The organism is Streptomyces sp. NPDC014656, from assembly GCF_043084305.1.
GTDB lineage: Bacteria > Actinomycetota > Actinomycetes > Streptomycetales > Streptomycetaceae > Streptomyces.
Genome location: NZ_JBIBZN010000010.1, coordinates 299,543 through 317,307, shown reverse-complemented (window position 1 = coordinate 317,307; position 17,765 = coordinate 299,543). Strand labels below are relative to the sequence as shown.

Here is a 17,765-nt window from a genome sequence, read left to right as displayed (position 1 = left end):
AGGGTTCCGCTGTGCGTCTGAGGAGAATAACGCTTCGTACAGGCAGCGCTACACCCAGTTGCTCAAATCATCGATTACGTCGCTTCTGTTACCGCTTGCAGGCGGATCAAGTCGCACTTCGTGACCGGTTATTGATCGAGTGACTTCCGAGTGTGATTGCGTCGGCGTTGCGTTGTGCTCATGTGCGGTAGAGGGGAGTGATCGGGGCCGCTCCTGGGTAAGGGCGCGGGAATGCCCGGGAGTCGAGGTGTGCGGGGCTGTTCGACCACGGACGGGTGAGCCCCTCTGGTCCGCCGTTGTCGTAGGTGATCGCAGCCGAAACGTATCGCCACGGGCGTGGCGAGCCGGGAACGCCGGGGAGTTCGGATACGGGAGCGGGCTTCCGCCGCTCAGGGGCCCGCGTCGGCGGGGTCAGCGTCGGCGGCGGTGCAGCGCGACCGCGGCGGCGGTGCCGCCGGCGACGGCGCCGAGGCCCGCGGCGGCCGGGATGCCGATCTTGGCGGCCTTGCGGCCGGTCCGGTAGTCGCGCAGCCGCCACTCGCGGTCCCGGGCGTGCCGGCGCAGCTTGGTGTCCGGGTTGATCGCGTACGGGTGGCCGACGAGCGAGAGCATCGGGATGTCGTTGTGCGAGTCGCTGTACGCGGCGCAGCGGGCGAGGTCCAGGCCCTCGGCGGCGGCCAGCGCCCGTACCGCCTCGGCCTTGGCGGGGCCGTGCAGCAGCTCGCCGACCAGCCGGCCGGTGTAGACGCCGTCGACCGACTCGGCGACCGTGCCGAGGGCGCCGGTGAGGCCGAGGCGGCGGGCGATGATCGTGGCGGTCTCGACCGGCGCGGCGGTCACCAGCCAGACCTTCTGGCCCGCGTCGAGGTGGGCCTGGGCCAGGGCGCGGGTGCCCGGCCAGATCCGGTCGGCCATGTACTCGTCGTAGATCTCCTCGCCGATCGACATCAGTTCGGAGACGCGGTGGCCCTTGACGATGGAGAGCGCGCTGTCGCGGGCCTCCTGCATGTGGGCCGGGTCCTCGACGCCGGCCAGCCGGAACCAGATCTGCGCCCAGGCGAAGCGGGTGAGTTCGCGGCGCTGGAAGAACTTCCGCTTGTACAGGCCGCGGCCGAAGTGGAAGATCGCGGCGCCCTGCATCACGGTGTTGTCGAGGTCGAAGAAGGCGGCCGCCCGCACGTCGCCGACGACGGGGAACTCGGGCTCCTCGGGGGCGCTTTCGGCGGCCGCCGCGGCTTCGAGGGCGGCGGCCTCCTCCTCTCTCTCCCGTTCCAGCTGGAGAGAGGTCTTGCGGGCCGCCTCGGCGGCGGCCTCGCCTGCCAGGACGCTGCGCGCGGTGGCGGAGCGCCTACGGGGGGTGAGCCATCCCAGAGCGGCCATGTCTGGAGCATAGCCAGTCTGTTCGGTACTTCCCGACTTGTGGGGATGCCGCCGCGTGAACAGTGCGGGTCCCCGCCGTGACCGGGCGGGACAATGGGCGGCATGTTCGGACGTGCGAAGAAGAAGGACGCGGCGAAGGACCCGGCCGCGCGGACCGTGACGCTGATCGGGAAGCCGGGGTGTCACCTCTGCGACGACGCCCGGGCGGTGATCGAGGCCGTGTGCGCCGAGACCGGGGCGCGCTGGGAGGAGCGGGACATCCTCCAGGACGAGGCGCTGTACAAGGAGTACTGGGAGCAGATCCCCGTCGTCCTGGTCGACGGTGAGCAGCACACCTTCTGGCGGGTGGACGCGGAGCGGCTCCGGCGCGAACTGGGTGCGTGACCGAAAGCCGGTTACCATCGTGGACGTTTTGTTGGCATTCGGGGGCCACGTCGTGAGGAGTGTGTGCGGCTTTGCCCCCTTCGGCATCTCAACGCGTCGCGCCGTGCGACGGTTCCACTGCGGCGAGAACCGGTTGCGTGACCCCGGTCACTTTGGCCGGACAAAACGGACACCATCTTTGTGCACGCGTTCACAAAGACATAGCCTGCATTCGACGGGGCGGTCTTGGGACATATGGCCGCCTGCAGCCCCGCTCATCCCGCAGGAGCACCGTGGCAACTGGCCGAACTCACCGACCGGCGACCCGTAGCCGAGGAATTCCCGAGGCCACCGTCGCCCGCCTTCCGCTGTATCTGCGCGCCCTGACCGCGCTGTCGGAGCGCTCCGTACCCACGGTCTCCTCGGAGGAGCTCGCGGCCGCGGCCGGCGTCAACTCCGCCAAGCTGCGCAAGGACTTCAGCTACCTCGGCTCGTACGGCACCCGCGGTGTCGGCTACGACGTCGAGTACCTCGTCTACCAGATCTCCCGCGAACTCGGCCTGACCCAGGACTGGCCCGTCGTGATCGTCGGCATCGGCAACCTCGGTGCCGCCCTCGCCGGCTACGGCGGCTTCGCCTCCCGGGGCTTCCGCGTCGCCGCGCTGATCGACGCCGACCCCGCCATGACCGGCAAGCCGGTCGCCGGGATCCCCGTCCAGCACAGCGACGACCTGGAGAAGATCATCGCCGAGGACGGCGTCTCCATCGGCGTCATCGCGACCCCGGCCGGCGTCGCCCAGGCCGTCTGCGACCGGCTCGTCGCCGCCGGCGTCACCTCCATCCTCAACTTCGCCCCGACCGTGCTCTCCGTGCCCGACGGCGTCGACGTGCGCAAGGTGGACCTCTCCATCGAGCTGCAGATCCTCGCCTTCCACGAGCAGCGCAAGGCCGGCGAGGAGTCGGGCGAGGACGCCGCCCCGCAGGCCGCCGCCCCGGTGGCGCCGCCCGTGGCCACCCGCACCACCGCCGAGAGCGGCCGCAAGGGACCCGACGGGGACGTCCCCGCCGTGATGCCGGCATGAGCCTCCTCGTCGTCGGGCTGAGCCACCGCAGCGCCCCCGTCTCCATCCTGGAGCGGGCCTCGCTGCCGGCGGACACCCAGGCCAAGCTCCTCCAGGACAGCCTCGCCGCCGAACCGGCCGCCGAGGCCACCGTCCTCGCCACCTGCAACCGCATCGAGCTCTACGCCGACGTGGACAAGTTCCACGCGGGCGTCGCCGAGCTGTCCACGCTGCTCGCCCAGCACAGCGGCGTCGGCCTCGACGAGCTCACCCCCTACCTCTACGTGCACTACGAGGACCGGGCCGTCCACCACCTCTTCTCGGTGGCCTGCGGCCTGGACTCCATGGTCGTCGGCGAGGGCCAGATCCTCGGCCAGATCAAGGACGCCCTCGCCCTCGGCCAGGACCTGCACACCGCCGGCCGGCTCCTCAACGACCTCTTCCAGCAGGCCCTGCGGGTCGGCAAGCGCGCCCACAGCGAGACCGGCATCGACCGGGCCGGGCAGTCGCTCGTCACCTTCGGCCTGGAGCAGCTCGCCCAGGACACCGCCGTCGAGAGCTGGGCGCGGGGCAAGCGCGCGCTCGTCATCGGCGCCGGCTCCATGTCCTCGCTGGCCGCCGCGACCCTCGCCCGCGCCGGGGTCGCCGAGATCGTCATCGCCAACCGCACCCTCGCCCGCGCCGAGCGGCTCGCCGAGATCCTCACCGAGCCCGGCGGCACGGGCGTGGCCGCGCGCGCGGCCGAGATGGTTGCCGTCGGCGACGAACTCGGCCGGGCGGACGTCGTCGTCTCCTGCACCGGGGCCACCGGGCTCGTCCTCACCGGCGAGGCCGTCGGGGCCGCCGCCGAGGGCCGCGACGAGCCCCTGTACCTGCTCGACCTCGCGATGCCCCGCGACATCGACGCCGCCGCCCACCGGATCCCCGGCGTCCGGCTCGTCGACATCGAGTCGCTGGCCGACGCCTCCGCCGACGCCCCCATGGCCGCCGACGTCGACCAGGTCCGCGGCCTCGTCTCCGACGAGGTCGCCGCCTTCGGCGCCGCCCAGCGCGCCGCCCACATCACCCCGACCGTGGTCGCCCTGCGCACCATGGCCGCCGACGTGGTGGCCAGCGAGGTCGCCCGCCTGGAAGGCCGCCTCCCCGGCCTCGACGACAAGCAGCGCGCCGAGATCACGCAGACCGTGCGCCGCGTCGTCGACAAGCTCCTGCACGCGCCGACCGTGCGGGTCAAGCAGCTGGCCAGCGAGCCCGGCGGCGCCGGGTACGCCGACGCGCTGCGGACACTCTTCGACCTCGACCCGCAGACGGTGGCTTCCGTCTCCCGGGCCGACCTGAATGACGCCGACGTCAAGAACCGAGGGCGAGTATGACCGAGAGGGCACTGAGGCTCGGGACCAGGCGCAGCAAGCTCGCCATGGCCCAGTCCGGGCACGTGGCCGACGCGGTCCGGCAGCTGACCGGCCGGCCCGTCGAGCTCGTGGAGATCACCACGTACGGGGACACCTCCCGTGAGCACCTCGCGCAGATCGGCGGCACCGGCGTCTTCGTCGCCGCCCTGCGCGACGCGCTGCTCGCCGGCGAGGTCGACTTCGCCGTCCACTCCCTGAAGGACCTGCCGACCGCCCAGCACCCCGAGCTGGTGCTGGCCGCGATCCCGAAGCGCGAGGACCCGCGCGACGTCCTCATCGCCGGCGGCGGCCTCTCGCTCGACCGGCTCCCGCGGGGCGCCCGCGTCGGCACCGGCTCGCCGCGCCGCATGGCCCAGCTGTACGCGTACGCCCGCAGCCACGGCCTCGACCTGACCTGCGTCCCGATCCGCGGCAACGTCGACACCCGCGTCGGCTACGTCCGCAAGGGCGAGCTCGACGCCGTCGTCCTCGCCGCGGCCGGACTCAACCGCATCGGCGGCACCGAGGAACTCCTCGACGGCCTGTCGGCCGAGCACCTGCCGGTCGACTCCGTCCTGCCCGCCCCCGGCCAGGGTGCCCTGGCCGTCGAATGCCCGGCGTCGAACTCCGACCTCGTCGCCGCGCTCTCCGCTCTCGACGACCCGCGGACGCGGGCCGCCGTGACCGCTGAGCGATCCCTGCTCGCCGCCCTCGAGGCCGGCTGCAGCGCACCCGTGGGCGCGCTCGCCGACATCCTGGCCGACGGTCCCGGTCACGGGCAGGCTGTCACCGAAATGCGCCTGCGTGGCGTCGTCGGCACCACCGACGGCTCGACGCTGGTGCAGCTGTCCACCACCGGTCCCGTACCCACCTCGCACGACGAGGCGGCGGCGCTCGGACGCGAACTCGCGGCCGAGATGCTCGCCAAGGGTGCGGCCGGTCTTATGGGGGAGCGACCTTGAGCCCCACCAGCCCGACCACCAGTCCTGTGTCCCCCGTCTTCGCGGGCCACGGCCACGTCACCTTCCTCGGCGCAGGCCCGGGCGACCCCGGACTCCTGACCCTCCGGGCCGTCGAGGCCCTGGCGGGAGCGGACGTCCTGATCGCCGAGCCGGAGGTCCTCGAGGTCGTCCGCGGGCATGCGCGCGCGGGGGTGAGCACGCCTGAGCTGACGGTTGTTGACGAGGCGTCAACAGCCGCCGGTGTCCCCGTGCTGAGGGATGCGGCCAATCTTGTCATGGAGGCCGCGCGCGGCGGCAGGCGGGTCGTCCGTGCGGTGACCGGCGACCCCGGCCTCGACGGAAACGCGGGCGCCGAGATGCTCGCCTGCGCCGCCGAGGGCATCCCCTTCGAGGTCGTCCCCGGCGTCGCGAACGTGGTCGGCGTTCCCGCGTACGCCGGCGTGCCGCTCCGCGACGAGCAGGGCACCGACGTCCGCTTCGTCGACGCGCGGACCGCCGACGACCGCTGCTGGGCCGAGGTCGGCGCATCCGACGGCACCGTCGTCGTGTCCACCTCGCTCGACTCGGTGGCCGCGGCCGCCGGTGAACTGGTGGCCGCGGGCCGCAAGCCGGACACCCCGCTCACCGTCACCATCGCGGGCACCACCACGCGCCAGCGGACGTGGAACGCGACCCTCGGCACGATCGCCCAGGTCTTCAAGCAGGGCAAGGTGCTCCCCTCTCCCGAGGGCCACCGGCCGGTGATAGCCGTGGTCGGCGAGCGCAGCGCCCCCGCGCAGCGCGACCAGCTCTCGTGGTTCGAGTCCAAGCCGCTCTTCGGCTGGCGGGTGCTCGTGCCGCGCACCAAGGAGCAGGCCGCGTCGCTCTCCGACCAGCTGCGCTCGTACGGCGCCGTGCCGCACGAGGTGCCGACCATCGCGGTCGAGCCGCCCCGGACCCCGCAGCAGATGGAGCGGGCCGTGAAGGGGCTCGTCACCGGACGCTACGAGTGGATCGCCTTCACCTCGGTCAACGCGGTCAAGGCCGTGCGCGAGAAGTTCGAGGAGTACGGGCTCGACGCCCGCGCCTTCGCCGGGATCAAGGTCGCGGCGGTGGGCGAGCAGACCGCCGCCGCGCTGGTCGACTTCGGTGTGAAGCCCGACCTGGTGCCGAGCGGCGAGCAGTCCGCCGCCGGGCTCCTGGAGGACTGGCCGCCGTACGACCCGGTCTTCGACCCGATCGACCGCGTCTTCCTGCCGCGGGCCGACATCGCGACCGAGACGCTCGTCGCCGGGCTCATCGAGCTGGGCTGGGAGGTCGACGACGTCACCGCCTACCGGACCGTGCGCGCGTCGCCGCCGCCGGCGGACACCCGCGAGGCGATCAAGGGCGGCGGCTTCGACGCGGTGCTCTTCACCTCCTCGTCGACCGTGCGGAACCTGGTCGGCATCGCCGGCAAGCCGCACAACGTGACCGTCATCGCCTGCATCGGGCCGGCGACGGCCAAGACGGCGGAGGAGCACGGCCTGCGGGTCGACGTCCTGTCGCCCGAGCCGTCCGTCCACAAGCTGGCCGAGGCGCTGGCGGAGTTCGGCCTGCGGCGGCGCGAGGCGGCGCTGGAGGCGGGCGATCCCGTGACGCGGCCGAGCGAGCGGCGGCCGGGCGCGCGGCGGCGCCGGACGACGTAACGCGGCACCCCGTCCGCTTCCCGACGGCGCGGGCCCCCACCCGGGGGCCCGCGCCGTCGCGTCACGCGGCGGCAACAGGGTGTCGGTAAGTGGGGGCGCGGGGCGGGCGTAGCCTCGCACGTATGAACTCGTATGGAAGCTTTCCGGGGGCGCGGCCGCGGCGGCTGCGGACGACGCCCGCCATGCGGCGGATGGTCGCCGAGACCCGGCTCGACCCGGCCGACCTGATCCTGCCCGCCTTCGTCCGCGAGGGCGTCAGCGAGCCCGTGCCGATCGGCGCGATGCCCGGCGTGGTCCAGCACACGCGGGACACGCTGCGCCGCGCCGCGGTGGAGGCGGTGGAGGCCGGGGTCTCCGGGATCATGCTCTTCGGCGTGCCGGAGGACGCGAAGAAGGACGGGCTCGGCACGGCCGGGACCGACCCGGACGGCATCCTCCAGCTCGCGATCCGCGATGTGCGGGCCGAGGTCGGCGACGACCTCATCGTCATGTCCGACCTGTGTCTCGACGAGTTCACCGACCACGGTCACTGCGGCGTCCTCGACGACCAGGGGCGGGTCGACAACGACGCCACCCTGGAGCGGTACGCCGAGATGGCGCAGGTCCAGGCCGACGCCGGCGTCCACGTCGTCGGGCCCTCCGGGATGATGGACGGCCAGGTCGGCGTGGTCCGCGACGCGCTGGACACGATCGGCAAGGAGGACGTGGCGATCCTCGCGTACACCGCGAAGTACTCCTCCGCCTTCTACGGTCCCTTCCGCGAGGCCGTCGGCTCGTCGCTCAAGGGCGACCGCAAGACCTACCAGCAGGACCCGGCCAACCTCCGCGAGTCGATGCGCGAGCTGGCGCTGGACCTGGAGGAGGGCGCGGACATGGTGATGGTGAAGCCGGCCGGCCCGTACCTCGACGTGCTCGCGAAGGTCGCCGAGGCCGTGGACGTGCCGGTCGCCGCCTACCAGATCAGCGGTGAGTACGCGATGGTCGAGGCCGCCGCCGAGAAGGGCTGGATCGACCGCGACAAGGCGATCATGGAGACCCTCACCGGCATCCGCCGCGCCGGCGCGCGCATGATCCTCACCTACTGGGCCACCGAGGCCGCGCGCACCCTCGGGTCGGCTCGCCGCTGACCGCCCGGCGGCGCACCCTGGAGAGGTACCCGACAGGTACCTCCCGGAGGTGGTCCTCATGATGAACACGCTCGTCGGATGGCACGTCGACATGGAGTTCAAGGAGGAGGGCGACCGGACGCGGGCGGCGGCCATGGTGCGGCTCTCGGACGGCTCCGAGTTCCGGGCCCACGGCACCGCCCACCGTCACCCCTCCGATCCGGAACAGCTGCGGGTCGGCGAGGAGATCGCCGGGGCGCGCGCCCTGATGGACCTGGCCTCGCAGCTGCTGCAGAAGGCGCACGCGCAGATCGACGAGGCGTCCGGGCGGACGTCGCACCCGATCAACCGGTAGCGGCGGTCCCGGGCGGAGCGGGCCCGGTCTAGTACTGGAGGGCGTCCGCCAGCTCCCGCTGCCAGTACGAGACGGCGGCGCCGTCGTCCACGTACGTGCCCTCCGGCGCCGTCACCGTCACCATGCTGTCCGTGGTCAGGTTCACCTTGATCGTGCGGACGGTCATGCCGTGCGTGTCCCCGCCCGGCTCCCCCGTCAGGATCAGGGACGCGTAGGCCGACTCGCCGGGCATCAGCGTCACCACGGCCTGCGGCTTGCTCTCCTCCACGATCCTGATGGGCGCCTGGCTGTGGTCGAAGCCGACGAGGGGCGCGCCCAGGGCGTCGCAGGCGCGGCCGCCGATGTTCGTGACGGTCAGCGCCAGGTGGTTGATCGGGCGGCTGACCTTGCTCGCCACGACCTTCACGTCCCCAGCGGCGCAGGTGCGGTGCACCGGCCCGTCGTCGGTGGGCCGGGCGGCGGGCGCCTCGGAGGACGGCCGGGCCGCCGTGGTGCGGGCGGGGGCGGGGGTGGCGGACGCGGGAGTCGTGGCCGTGGGCGGGGCGGTGGTGGGCGCGGGCTGCCGGGGGGCGGTCGTCGTCGGCTCGGCGGACGCCGGCGTCGTGGCCGGCGCGGTGGTGGTCTGCTTCTCCGGGGCCTTCGCCGCCGGTTCCGGGTCGGACGACTGGCAGGCCGTGAGGGCGAGGGCCGCGGCCAGTGCGGCGGCGGGCAGGGCGAGGCGGCGGACGGACGTGCGCATGGTGGTTCCCCCGTGGGTGGTCCGGTGGTGGTCGGTCGGTGGTCGGCAGCGGCCGGTCAGTGGCCGGCCGGCGGCCGGTCAGTGGCCGTCGAGCAGAGCGATCACGATCGCGGTGCAGATGATCAGCACCGTCAGTGCCAGGGCGTCGGTGACGCGGCTGTTCGGCATGGCTCCATGCTGCGAGCCGGTGTGACGCCCTGTCGACCGACGCGGGACAATGAGGAACGCTGGAACGCTTCCACCCCCTGTGACCTGGGGAGACGCACGTCGCCCGGAACGCGTTCCTGGGACGCCGGCCAGCGATGGGGGAGCGACGGATGGACACGGGGGACCGGCTCGCCGGGCTGCTGCGGGGGCTGAAGGAGCGCTCGGGACTGAGTTACGGGGCGCTCGCCAAGCGGCTCCACGTCAGCACCTCCACCCTCCACCGGTACTGCAACGGCGACGCCGTCCCGACCGACTTCGCCCCGGTGGAACGGCTCGGGCGGCTGTGCGGGGCCACGCGGGAGGAACTGGTCGAGCTCCACCGCGCCTGGATCGTCGCCGACGAGTCCCGGGGGCGGGGCGGAGAGGCGGTCGTCGGGCCCGTCGCCGCTCCGGTCGTCGAGCCCGTGGGGCCGGTCGAGGCCGTGGGGCCGGTCGAGCCCGTGGCGCAGGTGGAGGCCGGCGAGACCGTCGTCGTGGTGACGCCCGGGGCCGGCGGGGGCGCCGCGCCCTCCCGGACGCGGTTCAAGGGCGCCCTCGCGGCCGTGGCCGTCGTCGCGCTCGCCGTGCCCGGTGCCTACGTCGTGGCGCGGGACGGGGAGAAGGAGCCGCCGCGCGGAAGCTCCGGCGCGACCGCGGCGCCCGCCCCGCTGAACGCCGGCATCAGCTCGTACAACTGGGCCCAGCCCTGCGGGCAGTACTACGTCCTCGACCAGAAGCCGCAGCACGTGCCGCCCCCGCCCCCGCCGCAGGACACCCGCCCGTGGGCCCGTGCGCTCGGCGGGATCGACGGCGGCCACATGCAGCTCCAGATCACCGTCACCGGCCGCACCCGGGAACCGGTCGTGCTCTCGCGGCTGCGCGTCCGGGTCGTCGAGCGCGACCGGCCGCCGGCGCGGGACGCGTACTCGATGGGCGACGGCTGCGGCAGCGGGATCACCCCGCAGACCTTCGACGTCGACCTCGACGCGCCCCGGCCGTACGTGAAGGCGGTGGCCGGACAGGACGGGGACCGGGTCGTACCGGCGAAGGACTTCCCGTACCAGGTCGCCACCGGGGACGCGGAGGTCCTCAACCTCGACGTCCACACCGAGGAGAACGCCGTCGCCTGGTACTTGGAGCTGGAGTGGAGCACCGGTGACAGGAAGGGGACCCTGCGCATCGACGACGGCGGGGAGCCGTTCCGCACGCACGCCATCGAGGGCCGCACGGTCTACGGCTACTGGCCCGACGAGGGCGAGTGGGTCGCTCAGCAGTGACCCACCCGCCCCGGCGCCGTCAGAGGCGCTCGGGCGTCCGGATGCCCAGCAGCGCCATGCCCTGCTGGAGCGTGCGGGCCGTCAGGTCGCAGAGGAAGAGGCGGTTCTCCGCGACTTCCTGCGCCGGCGCGGGCTTGATCACCGGGCACTGGTCGTAGAACGTCGTGTACAGCGAGGCCAGCTGGTACAGGTACGCGGCCAGCTTGTGCGGGGCGTACTCGGCGGCGGCCTCGGTGACGGCCTCGCCGAACTGGTCCAGGTGCAGTCCGAGTGCGCGCTCCGCCGGGGCCAGTTCGAGCTCCGGGTGGGCGAGCGGCGTGCGGTCGCCGGCCTTGCCGAAGATCGACTTGATGCGCGCGTACGCGTACTGGAGGTACACCGAGGTGTCGCCGTTGAGCGAGACCATCTGGTCCAGGTCGAACTTGTAGTCACGGGCCGCCGAGGTCGACAGGTCCGCGTACTTCACCGCGCCGATGCCCACCTGGGCGCCCCGCTCGGCGATCTCCTCCTCGGTGAGGTCCCGGGCCTTCTCGCGGACGACGGCCGAGGCGCGGTCGATCGCCTCGTCCAGCAGGTCCACCAGCCGGACCGTCTCGCCCTCACGGGTCTTGAAGGGCTTGCCGTCCTTGCCGAGGACCGTGCCGAAGGCCAGCTGGACGGCCTTCACCTCGTCGTTCAGCCAGCCGGCCCGGCGGGCCGTCTCGAAGACCATCTTGAAGTGCAGGGACTGGCGGGCGTCCACCACGTACAGCAGCGAGGTCGCCTTCAGGTTCTGGACCCGGTCGCGGATGGCGGACAGGTCCGTCGCCGCGTAGCCGAAACCGCCGTCGGACTTCTGGACGATCAGCGGGACCGGGTTGCCGTCCGGGCCCTTGACGTCGTCGAAGAAGACGCACAGCGCGCCCTCGGAGCGGACCGCGACGCCCGACTCCTCCAGGATCCGGCACGTCTCCTGGAGCATGTCGTTGTAGCCGGACTCGCCGACGACGTCGGGGTCCCGGATGTCCATGTCGAGCTTGTCGAAGACCGAGTAGAAGTAGATCTTCGACTCGTCCACGAACCGCTGCCACAGGGCGAGGGTCTCCTCGTCACCGGCCTGGAGGTCCACCACGCGGGCGCGTGCCCGGGTCTTGAACTCCTCGTCCGCGTCGAACAGCGCGCGGGACGCCTTGTACAGCCGGTTCAGGTTCGACATGGCCTCCTCGCCGGAGACCTCCGCGTCCTCGGCCTTGTGGTCCAGCTCGTGCGGGTGCTCGATCAGGTACTGGATGAGCATGCCGAACTGGGTGCCCCAGTCGCCGATGTGGTGCCGGCGGACCACGGTCTCGCCCGTGAACTCCAGGATCTCCACCATCGCCGCGCCGATCACGGCGGAGCGGAGGTGGCCGACGTGCATCTCCTTCGCCACGTTCGGCTGCGCGTAGTCGATGACCGTGGTGCCCGCCGACTCGTTCGGCGGAACGCCGAGGCGCGCGTCGGCGGCGCGGGCCGCCAGCGTCCGCACGATCGCCGCGTCCGACACCGTGATGTTGAGGAAGCCGGGGCCCGAGACCTCGATCTCCTTCAGCACGTCGTTCGCCGGGATGGCGTCGACGACCTTCGTCGCCAGCTCACGCGGGTTGCCCTTGAGCTGCTTGGCCAGCGCCAGGATGCCGTTGGCCTGGAAGTCGGCCCGGTCGCTTCGTCGGAGCAGCGGGTCGGCGGAACCGGCCTCCGGCAGGGCTGCCGAGAGACCTTCCGCGAGGCGCTGCTGGACGGTCGAAGCGAGGGAAGGGACCGAGGCCATGAGCTTCCGTTCCTGTTGTGTCGTGTCCGGGTGTTCCGGTGGTCTATTTCGCTTGTCAAGTGTCCCATGGGTGGGCAACGTGTTTTCCCCGCCTGTGGACAAGCCGTGACCGAGGGCGCCCGAGGAGAATCCCGCCTGTGGACAACCTCGGAGTGCCCGGTTCCGTCTGGGACAATGGCTGACGTAGGGCTTTGAAGGCTTTGAAGGCTCCGAGGGATTTCCCGCAAGGATCTGGAAAGAAGGACGTACCGACCGTGGCTCAGAGCAGCACCGAGACCGACTGGGTCTCCCGTTTCGCGGACGAGGTCATCACCGAGTCGGAGCGACGTGCGCCTGGCAAACCGGTCGTCGTCGCCTCCGGCCTCTCCCCCTCCGGCCCGATCCACCTCGGCAACCTCCGCGAGGTCATGACCCCGCACCTGGTCGCCGACGAGATCCGCCGCCGCGGCTACACCGTCCGCCACCTCATCTCGTGGGACGACTACGACCGCTACCGCAAGGTGCCCAACGGCATCGAGGGCATCGACGAGTCCTGGGCCGAGCACATCGGCAAGCCCCTGACCTCCGTCCCCGCCCCCGCCGGCTCGCCCCACGCCAACTGGGCCGAGCACTTCAAGGCCGCCATGGTCGAGGCCCTGGCCGAGCTGGGCGTCGAGTACGACCCGATCAGCCAGACCGAGCAGTACACCTCCGGCGTCTACCGCGAGCAGATCCTGCACGCCATGCGCCGCCGCGGCGACATCGACGCCATCCTCGACCAGTACCGGACGAAGAAGGCCCCCAAGAAGCAGTCCCAGAAGCCCGTCGACGAGGCCGAGCTGGAGGCCGCCGAGGGCTCCGGCGCGGCCGGTGAGGACGACGGCTCCGGAGGCGGCGCCGGGTACTTCCCGTACAAGCCCTACTGCGGGCAGTGCGAGAAGGACCTCACCACCGTCACCTCCTACGACGACGAGACCACCGAGCTGAGCTACACCTGCTCCGCCTGCGGCTTCGCCGAGACCGTCAAGCTCAGCGAGTTCAACCGCGGCAAGCTGGTGTGGAAGGTCGACTGGCCCATGCGCTGGGCCTACGAGGGCGTCATCTTCGAGCCCTCCGGCGTCGACCACTCCTCGCCCGGCTCCTCCTTCCAGGTCGGCGGCCAGATCGTCACCCTCTTCGACGGCGTCCAGCCCATCGGCCCCATGTACGCCTTCGTCGGCATCAGCGGCATGGCCAAGATGTCCTCCTCCAAGGGCGGCGTGCCCACCGCGGCCGACGCCCTGGAGATCATGGAGCCGCAGCTGCTCCGCTGGCTCTACGCCCGCCGCAGGCCCAACCAGTCCTTCAAGATCGCCTTCGACCAGGAGATCCAGCGGCTGTACGACGAGTGGGACAAGCTGGAGGCGAAGGTCGCCGACGGCACGGTGCTGCCCGCCGACGCCGCCGCCCACGCGCGCGCCGCCCGCACCGCGGCCGGCGAGCTGCCGCGCACGCCGCGCCCGCTGCCGTACCGCACGCTGGCCTCCGTCGCCGACATCACCGCCGGTCACGACGAGCAGACCCTCCGGATCCTGACCGACCTGGACCCGGAGTCCCCGGTCACCTCGCTGGACGAGGTCCGGCCGCGCCTCGACCGCGCCGAGAACTGGATCACCACCCAGGTCCCGGCCGACCAGCGCACCATCGTCCGCGAGGAGCCCGACACCGAGCTCCTCGGCACCCTGGACGACGAGGGCCGCGAGTCCCTGCGCCTCCTCCTGGAGGGCCTGGACAGCCACTGGTCCCTCGACGGCCTGACCACCCTGGTCTACGGCGTCCCGAAGGTCATGGCGGGCCTCACCCCCGAGGCGAAGCCCACCCCCGAGCTGAAGGTCGCCCAGCGCTCCTTCTTCGCCCTCCTCTACAAGCTCCTCGTGAGCCGTGAGACGGGCCCCCGCCTGCCCACCCTGCTCCTCGCCGTCGGCGCGGACCGGGTGCGCAAGCTGCTCGGCGCGTGAGCTGACGTACGCGGAAGGGCCGCTCCCCGTGACGGGGAGCGGCCCTTCCGCGTGTGCGCGTGGTGCGGGCGGGTCAGGAGGGGTCGTACTCCTGCATCTCCTCGCGGACGCGCTCCTGAACCTCCGGGGTGACCAGCTGGAGCAGGTCGGACTGCGGCGCCGGGAGCTGCTGGAAGCCGTACGCCTCCGCCACCATCTGGTCCAGCTCGAAGGGGGTCGGGAAGCGCTCGTTCTCCTGCACGAAGCCGTACGTCACCTTGTAGGCGATCTCCCGGAACTCCTCCATCTGCGGGTCGGGCGGCTGGAGCGGGTCGGGCTGCTGGAGCACCCCGAACAGCTCCGGACGCGCCGCCTCGGGCTCCGGTGCCGGGACCTCCCCGGAGACGCCCTCGGGAGCGTTCTCCGCCACCTGCTCCAGGGCCTGCTCCGCGGCCTGGTCCGCCGCCTGCGCGGTGTACGAGCCCCCGTACCCCTCCGGGGTGACCTGCGGGGTGTCGAACCACGGGCTCTCGTGGTTCGGGTGGACGGGCTCCTGCGCCTGCTGCGCCTGCTGGGCCTGCTGCGCCTGGGGGTGGGGCTGCTGGGCCTGCGGGTGGGGCTGCTGGGCGGGGCCCTGCTGCGGCTGCTGCACCGGAGCGGGCTGGGCCGCCGGGAGCTCCTGGAGGACCTGCGCCGGAGCCTGGACCATCGCCATGGGCTGGGGGGCCTGCGCCGGGATCGGGGCCGGGTTCGGGTTCGGGTTCGGGGGGAGGAGGACCGGGTCGATGCCCGCCGCCGCCAGGCCCGCCGGGGCCGTCTCCGCGAGGGGGACCCCGTACCGGGCCAGGCGGAGCGGCATCAGCGCCTCCACCGGGGCCTTGCGCCGCCAGCCGCGCCCGAAACGGGCCTGGAGCCGGGCCTGGTAGATCAGCCGCTCCTGCTCCAGCTTGATCACCTGGTCGTACGAGCGCAGCTCCCACAGCTTCATCCGCCGCCACAGCCGGAACGTCGGCACCGGCGACAGCAGCCAGCGGGTCAGCCGCACCCCCTCCATGTGCTTGTCCGCGGTGATGTCCGCGATCCGGCCCACCGCGTGCCGCGCCGCCTCGACCGCCACCACGAACAGCACCGGGATGACCGCGTGCATGCCCACGCCCAGCGGGTCCGGCCACGCGGCCGCGCCGTTGAACGCGATCGTCGCGGCCGTCAGGATCCACGCCGTCTGCCGCAGCAGTGGGAACGGGATCCGAAGCCACGTCAGCAGCAGGTCCAGTGCGAGCAGCACACAGATGCCCGCGTCGATGCCGATCGGGAAGAAGTACGAGAACGTACCGAAGCCCTTGTGCACGGCAAGCTCGCGCACGGCCGCGTACGAACCCGCGAAACCGATCCCCGCGATGATCACCGCGCCGCCGATGACGAGCCCGATGAGTATGCGGTGTGTGCGTGTCAGCTCCATCGCGGCCACCCGCGATCCCCTCCCGTGATTCGACGTCTCGCGGGCCCCAGAGTGGCACACATGAGCGAAGCCCGGCCCCCTGGGGAGGGACGGGCTCCGCTCGGGCATGCCTGTCTGTGTTGATTTGTGTCGCTACCCGTGCGGCCGCCGGGGGTTGGCCGGACCGATCGGCGGGTACGACTACTTGTTCGCGGCGGCCACCGAGGCGACCGCTTCCTTCGCCGCCTTCGTCGCACCCTCGACGATCTTCTTCGCCTCCGGCGCCGGCGCGCCCGCGTACCCGGCGCCGTTGTACGACAGCAGCACCAGCACATTGCCCGTGCGCGCCACGACCGAGGCGTAGAGGAAGTCCTCGCCGGTCTTCCGGACGGTGTACGTCACCGTCTTCGCCTCGTCGCCGATGCCCGCGGACGACACGGTGCTCATCTTCTTCGCACCCGTGGTGGCCTGGATCTTCCCGAGCTCCTTGGCGAAGTTCTCCTGCGCCCGCGCCTGGCCGCTGCCGAGGGAGACCTCGGAGTCGTACCGGTAGAACGACACGTCGAGCCAGCGGTACTGCGAGCCCTTGACGCCCTTGTCCTCCAGGCCGTTCCAGGAGCAGCCGCCGCGGTGGGAGAGGTCCGTGGAGGCCGCCGCCGTGCCGTTCTCGTTCTTCGCCTTCGGCACCAGCGAGGCGGAGGTCTTCGCCGCGATCGCCTTGCACGCCGTCGGCAGCTTCGCGAACTTCGCCGGCTCGACCGTCGGCGTCGGGGACGGGGTCGCCGACGCGGTCGCGGTCGCCTTGCCCTGCGCCCCGCCGGCCTCACCGGCTCCGTTGCCACCGCCGCTGCCGCTGCCCGAGTCCGAGGAGCAGCCGGCGACGACGAGCATCACCGGGAGGGCTGCGGCGGCGAGAATGCGGGTGAGTCGCGGAGCTGATCGCTGCATGGTTCCTTCAGTCGCTTGTCGTACGGCCGGCGCCGGTCGGCGGCCCTGGCGGCCCTGGGTACGCCGACACGTTACGTGGTCCCCCCGCCGCCCGGGGGGCCGCGCGGGGCGCCTGGCGCCGGGCTACTCCTCCAGCCGCTCGGCCAGCAGCCGGGCCAGGTTCTGCGCCCTGTCCTGCAGTTCCTTGCTGTCCGGGGCCGCCGCCGTACTCGTCGTGCGCTGCCGGTACTCGACGGTCACGACGACGTTCGATGTGCGGAACACCACGCTCACGACCCGCTGGTGGTCGCTCCCGCCGGTCGTCCCGAGCGTGTCGCCGACGAACGCGATGTCGCCGAGGCCGCCCAGCAGCCGGGGTTCGAGTCCGGTCGTCGCCGGCGCGGACGGGGTGCCCGCGGAGGGTGTGCCCGCGGACGGGGCGCCCGCGCCGGGGGGCGTGGAGCTGGACGTGGCGGGCGAGGACGGGGCGCCGGTGGGCGTGGCGGTGGTGACCGTCGCCGAGGCCTGCGTGGCGCCCGGGGCCGCGGCGCCGGAGGCCGTGGGGGCGGTCGTCGGGGCGGTGGGCGTGGGGGCGCTGGGGGTGGGGGCCGGGGTCACCGGTACGGCGATCCCGGCCGCGAGCTGCTTGCGGGTGTAGACCTCCTGCGCCCGCGCGGCGTCGCTCACCGTCGGGTCGTACGAGACCACCCGCTCCACGTCGAGCACCAGGCGGTGCGCGCCGTTCTCGGTGTCCGCGGTCCAGGTGCAGCCGACGCGGCGGTCGGTGTCGTACGTGACGGCGGCCGTGCCGCGGAGCGCCGCGGCCCGTTCGGCGTCGGCCAGGGCGGCGGTCCCGGGGAGCAGCTCGCGCAGGGTGGCCTGGGGGACGGCGCCGCACGCCTCGAAGAGGGTGCGGTAGCGGCCGGGCGGTGCGACGGACGCGGCCGCGGCGCCCGCCTTCGCGTCGACGGTGACGTCCTCGGCGGTACCGGCCGCGGAGCAGCCGGTCAGCGCGCCGGCCACGACGGCGAGACCGGCGCCGAGGCCGAGGAGGGTACCGGGGACGCGGCCGGGTGAATACCTCTTTCGCTGCACCGTCCCAGGCTCCCTTCTCCCGAAGTCTTTCCCGAAAACCGTTTGCCGCCTCCTGAAGGCGGATGGACACAATGTCT

15 protein-coding genes are annotated in these 17,765 nt (G+C 72.6%); 9 read left to right on the top strand and 6 right to left on the bottom strand.

What is annotated here, in order from left to right; all coding sequences use genetic code 11:
• Window positions 1–411: 411 nt before the first annotated feature.
• Window positions 412–1,380: an HAD family hydrolase gene (locus ACF1ED_RS23595; protein WP_391763487.1), complete on the bottom strand. Its 969-nt coding sequence runs from the start codon at window positions 1,378–1,380 to the stop codon at window positions 412–414.
• Window positions 1,381–1,473: 93 nt separating this feature from the next.
• Between ACF1ED_RS23595 and ACF1ED_RS23590 the strand changes: the two genes are divergently transcribed.
• The 7 genes from ACF1ED_RS23590 (at window position 1,474) to ACF1ED_RS23560 (ending at window position 8,285) form a co-directional block, all read left to right on the top strand.
• Complete coding sequence (locus ACF1ED_RS23590) at window positions 1,474–1,764, top strand: glutaredoxin family protein (protein WP_391763485.1); 291 nt, start codon at window positions 1,474–1,476, stop codon at window positions 1,762–1,764.
• 272 nt (window positions 1,765–2,036) lie between these two features.
• Window positions 2,037–2,825 (top strand): redox-sensing transcriptional repressor Rex, encoded by a 789-nt coding sequence (locus ACF1ED_RS23585; RefSeq protein ID WP_391763483.1) that lies wholly within the window; start codon window positions 2,037–2,039, stop codon window positions 2,823–2,825.
• On the top strand, window positions 2,822–4,177 hold the full coding sequence (locus ACF1ED_RS23580) for a glutamyl-tRNA reductase (RefSeq protein WP_391763481.1): 1,356 nt from the start codon (window positions 2,822–2,824) through the stop codon (window positions 4,175–4,177). Before ACF1ED_RS23585 ends, ACF1ED_RS23580 begins: the two co-directional genes overlap by 4 nt.
• Complete coding sequence (gene hemC / locus ACF1ED_RS23575) at window positions 4,174–5,157, top strand: hydroxymethylbilane synthase (RefSeq protein ID WP_391763479.1); 984 nt, start codon at window positions 4,174–4,176, stop codon at window positions 5,155–5,157. Before ACF1ED_RS23580 ends, hemC begins: the two co-directional genes overlap by 4 nt.
• A complete protein-coding gene (locus tag ACF1ED_RS23570; RefSeq protein ID WP_351101275.1) occupies window positions 5,154–6,824 on the top strand; it encodes a uroporphyrinogen-III synthase in 1,671 nt (556 codons plus the stop codon). The genes hemC and ACF1ED_RS23570 overlap by 4 nt, the downstream gene beginning before the upstream one ends.
• Before the next feature lie 122 nt (window positions 6,825–6,946).
• On the top strand, window positions 6,947–7,951 hold the full coding sequence (hemB, locus tag ACF1ED_RS23565) for a porphobilinogen synthase (protein ID WP_391763477.1): 1,005 nt from the start codon (window positions 6,947–6,949) through the stop codon (window positions 7,949–7,951).
• 61 nt (window positions 7,952–8,012) lie between these two features.
• On the top strand, window positions 8,013–8,285 hold the full coding sequence (locus tag ACF1ED_RS23560; RefSeq protein WP_391763534.1) for a DUF1876 domain-containing protein: 273 nt from the start codon (window positions 8,013–8,015) through the stop codon (window positions 8,283–8,285).
• A gap of 28 nt (window positions 8,286–8,313) precedes the next feature.
• On the opposite strand, the gene ACF1ED_RS23555 is transcribed toward ACF1ED_RS23560, so the two are convergent.
• Entirely contained in the window at window positions 8,314–9,024 is a 711-nt protein-coding gene (locus ACF1ED_RS23555) for a DUF4232 domain-containing protein (protein WP_391763475.1), read from the bottom strand.
• Between the two features lie 317 nt (window positions 9,025–9,341).
• Between ACF1ED_RS23555 and ACF1ED_RS23550 the strand changes: the two genes are divergently transcribed.
• Complete coding sequence (locus ACF1ED_RS23550) at window positions 9,342–10,487, top strand: helix-turn-helix domain-containing protein (RefSeq protein ID WP_391763473.1); 1,146 nt, start codon at window positions 9,342–9,344, stop codon at window positions 10,485–10,487.
• 19 nt (window positions 10,488–10,506) lie between these two features.
• Here ACF1ED_RS23550 and argS read toward each other — a convergent pair whose 3' ends face one another.
• Window positions 10,507–12,273 carry an arginine--tRNA ligase gene (gene argS / locus ACF1ED_RS23545; RefSeq protein ID WP_391763471.1) on the bottom strand — a complete coding sequence of 589 codons (1,767 nt, stop codon included), beginning with the start codon at window positions 12,271–12,273 and terminating at the stop codon, window positions 10,507–10,509.
• A 254-nt stretch (window positions 12,274–12,527) separates the two neighbouring features.
• Here argS and lysS point away from each other — a divergent pair, with 254 nt between their 5' ends.
• The gene (gene lysS, locus ACF1ED_RS23540) at window positions 12,528–14,249 is read left to right on the top strand and encodes a lysine--tRNA ligase (RefSeq protein WP_391763469.1); all 1,722 of its coding nucleotides are present in this window, start codon (window positions 12,528–12,530) and stop codon (window positions 14,247–14,249) included.
• A gap of 73 nt (window positions 14,250–14,322) precedes the next feature.
• Here lysS and ACF1ED_RS23535 read toward each other — a convergent pair whose 3' ends face one another.
• The 3 genes from ACF1ED_RS23535 to ACF1ED_RS23525 form a co-directional block, all read right to left on the bottom strand.
• Window positions 14,323–15,687, bottom strand: a complete 1,365-nt coding sequence (locus ACF1ED_RS23535; protein ID WP_391763467.1) for a DUF2637 domain-containing protein — start codon at window positions 15,685–15,687, stop codon at window positions 14,323–14,325.
• 180 nt (window positions 15,688–15,867) lie between these two features.
• Window positions 15,868–16,614, bottom strand: a complete 747-nt coding sequence (locus ACF1ED_RS23530) for a DUF3558 domain-containing protein (protein WP_391763465.1) — start codon at window positions 16,612–16,614, stop codon at window positions 15,868–15,870.
• A gap of 123 nt (window positions 16,615–16,737) precedes the next feature.
• Window positions 16,738–17,688: a DUF3558 domain-containing protein gene (locus tag ACF1ED_RS23525; protein ID WP_391763463.1), complete on the bottom strand. Its 951-nt coding sequence runs from the start codon at window positions 17,686–17,688 to the stop codon at window positions 16,738–16,740.
• Between the last annotated feature and the right edge of the window lie 77 nt (window positions 17,689–17,765).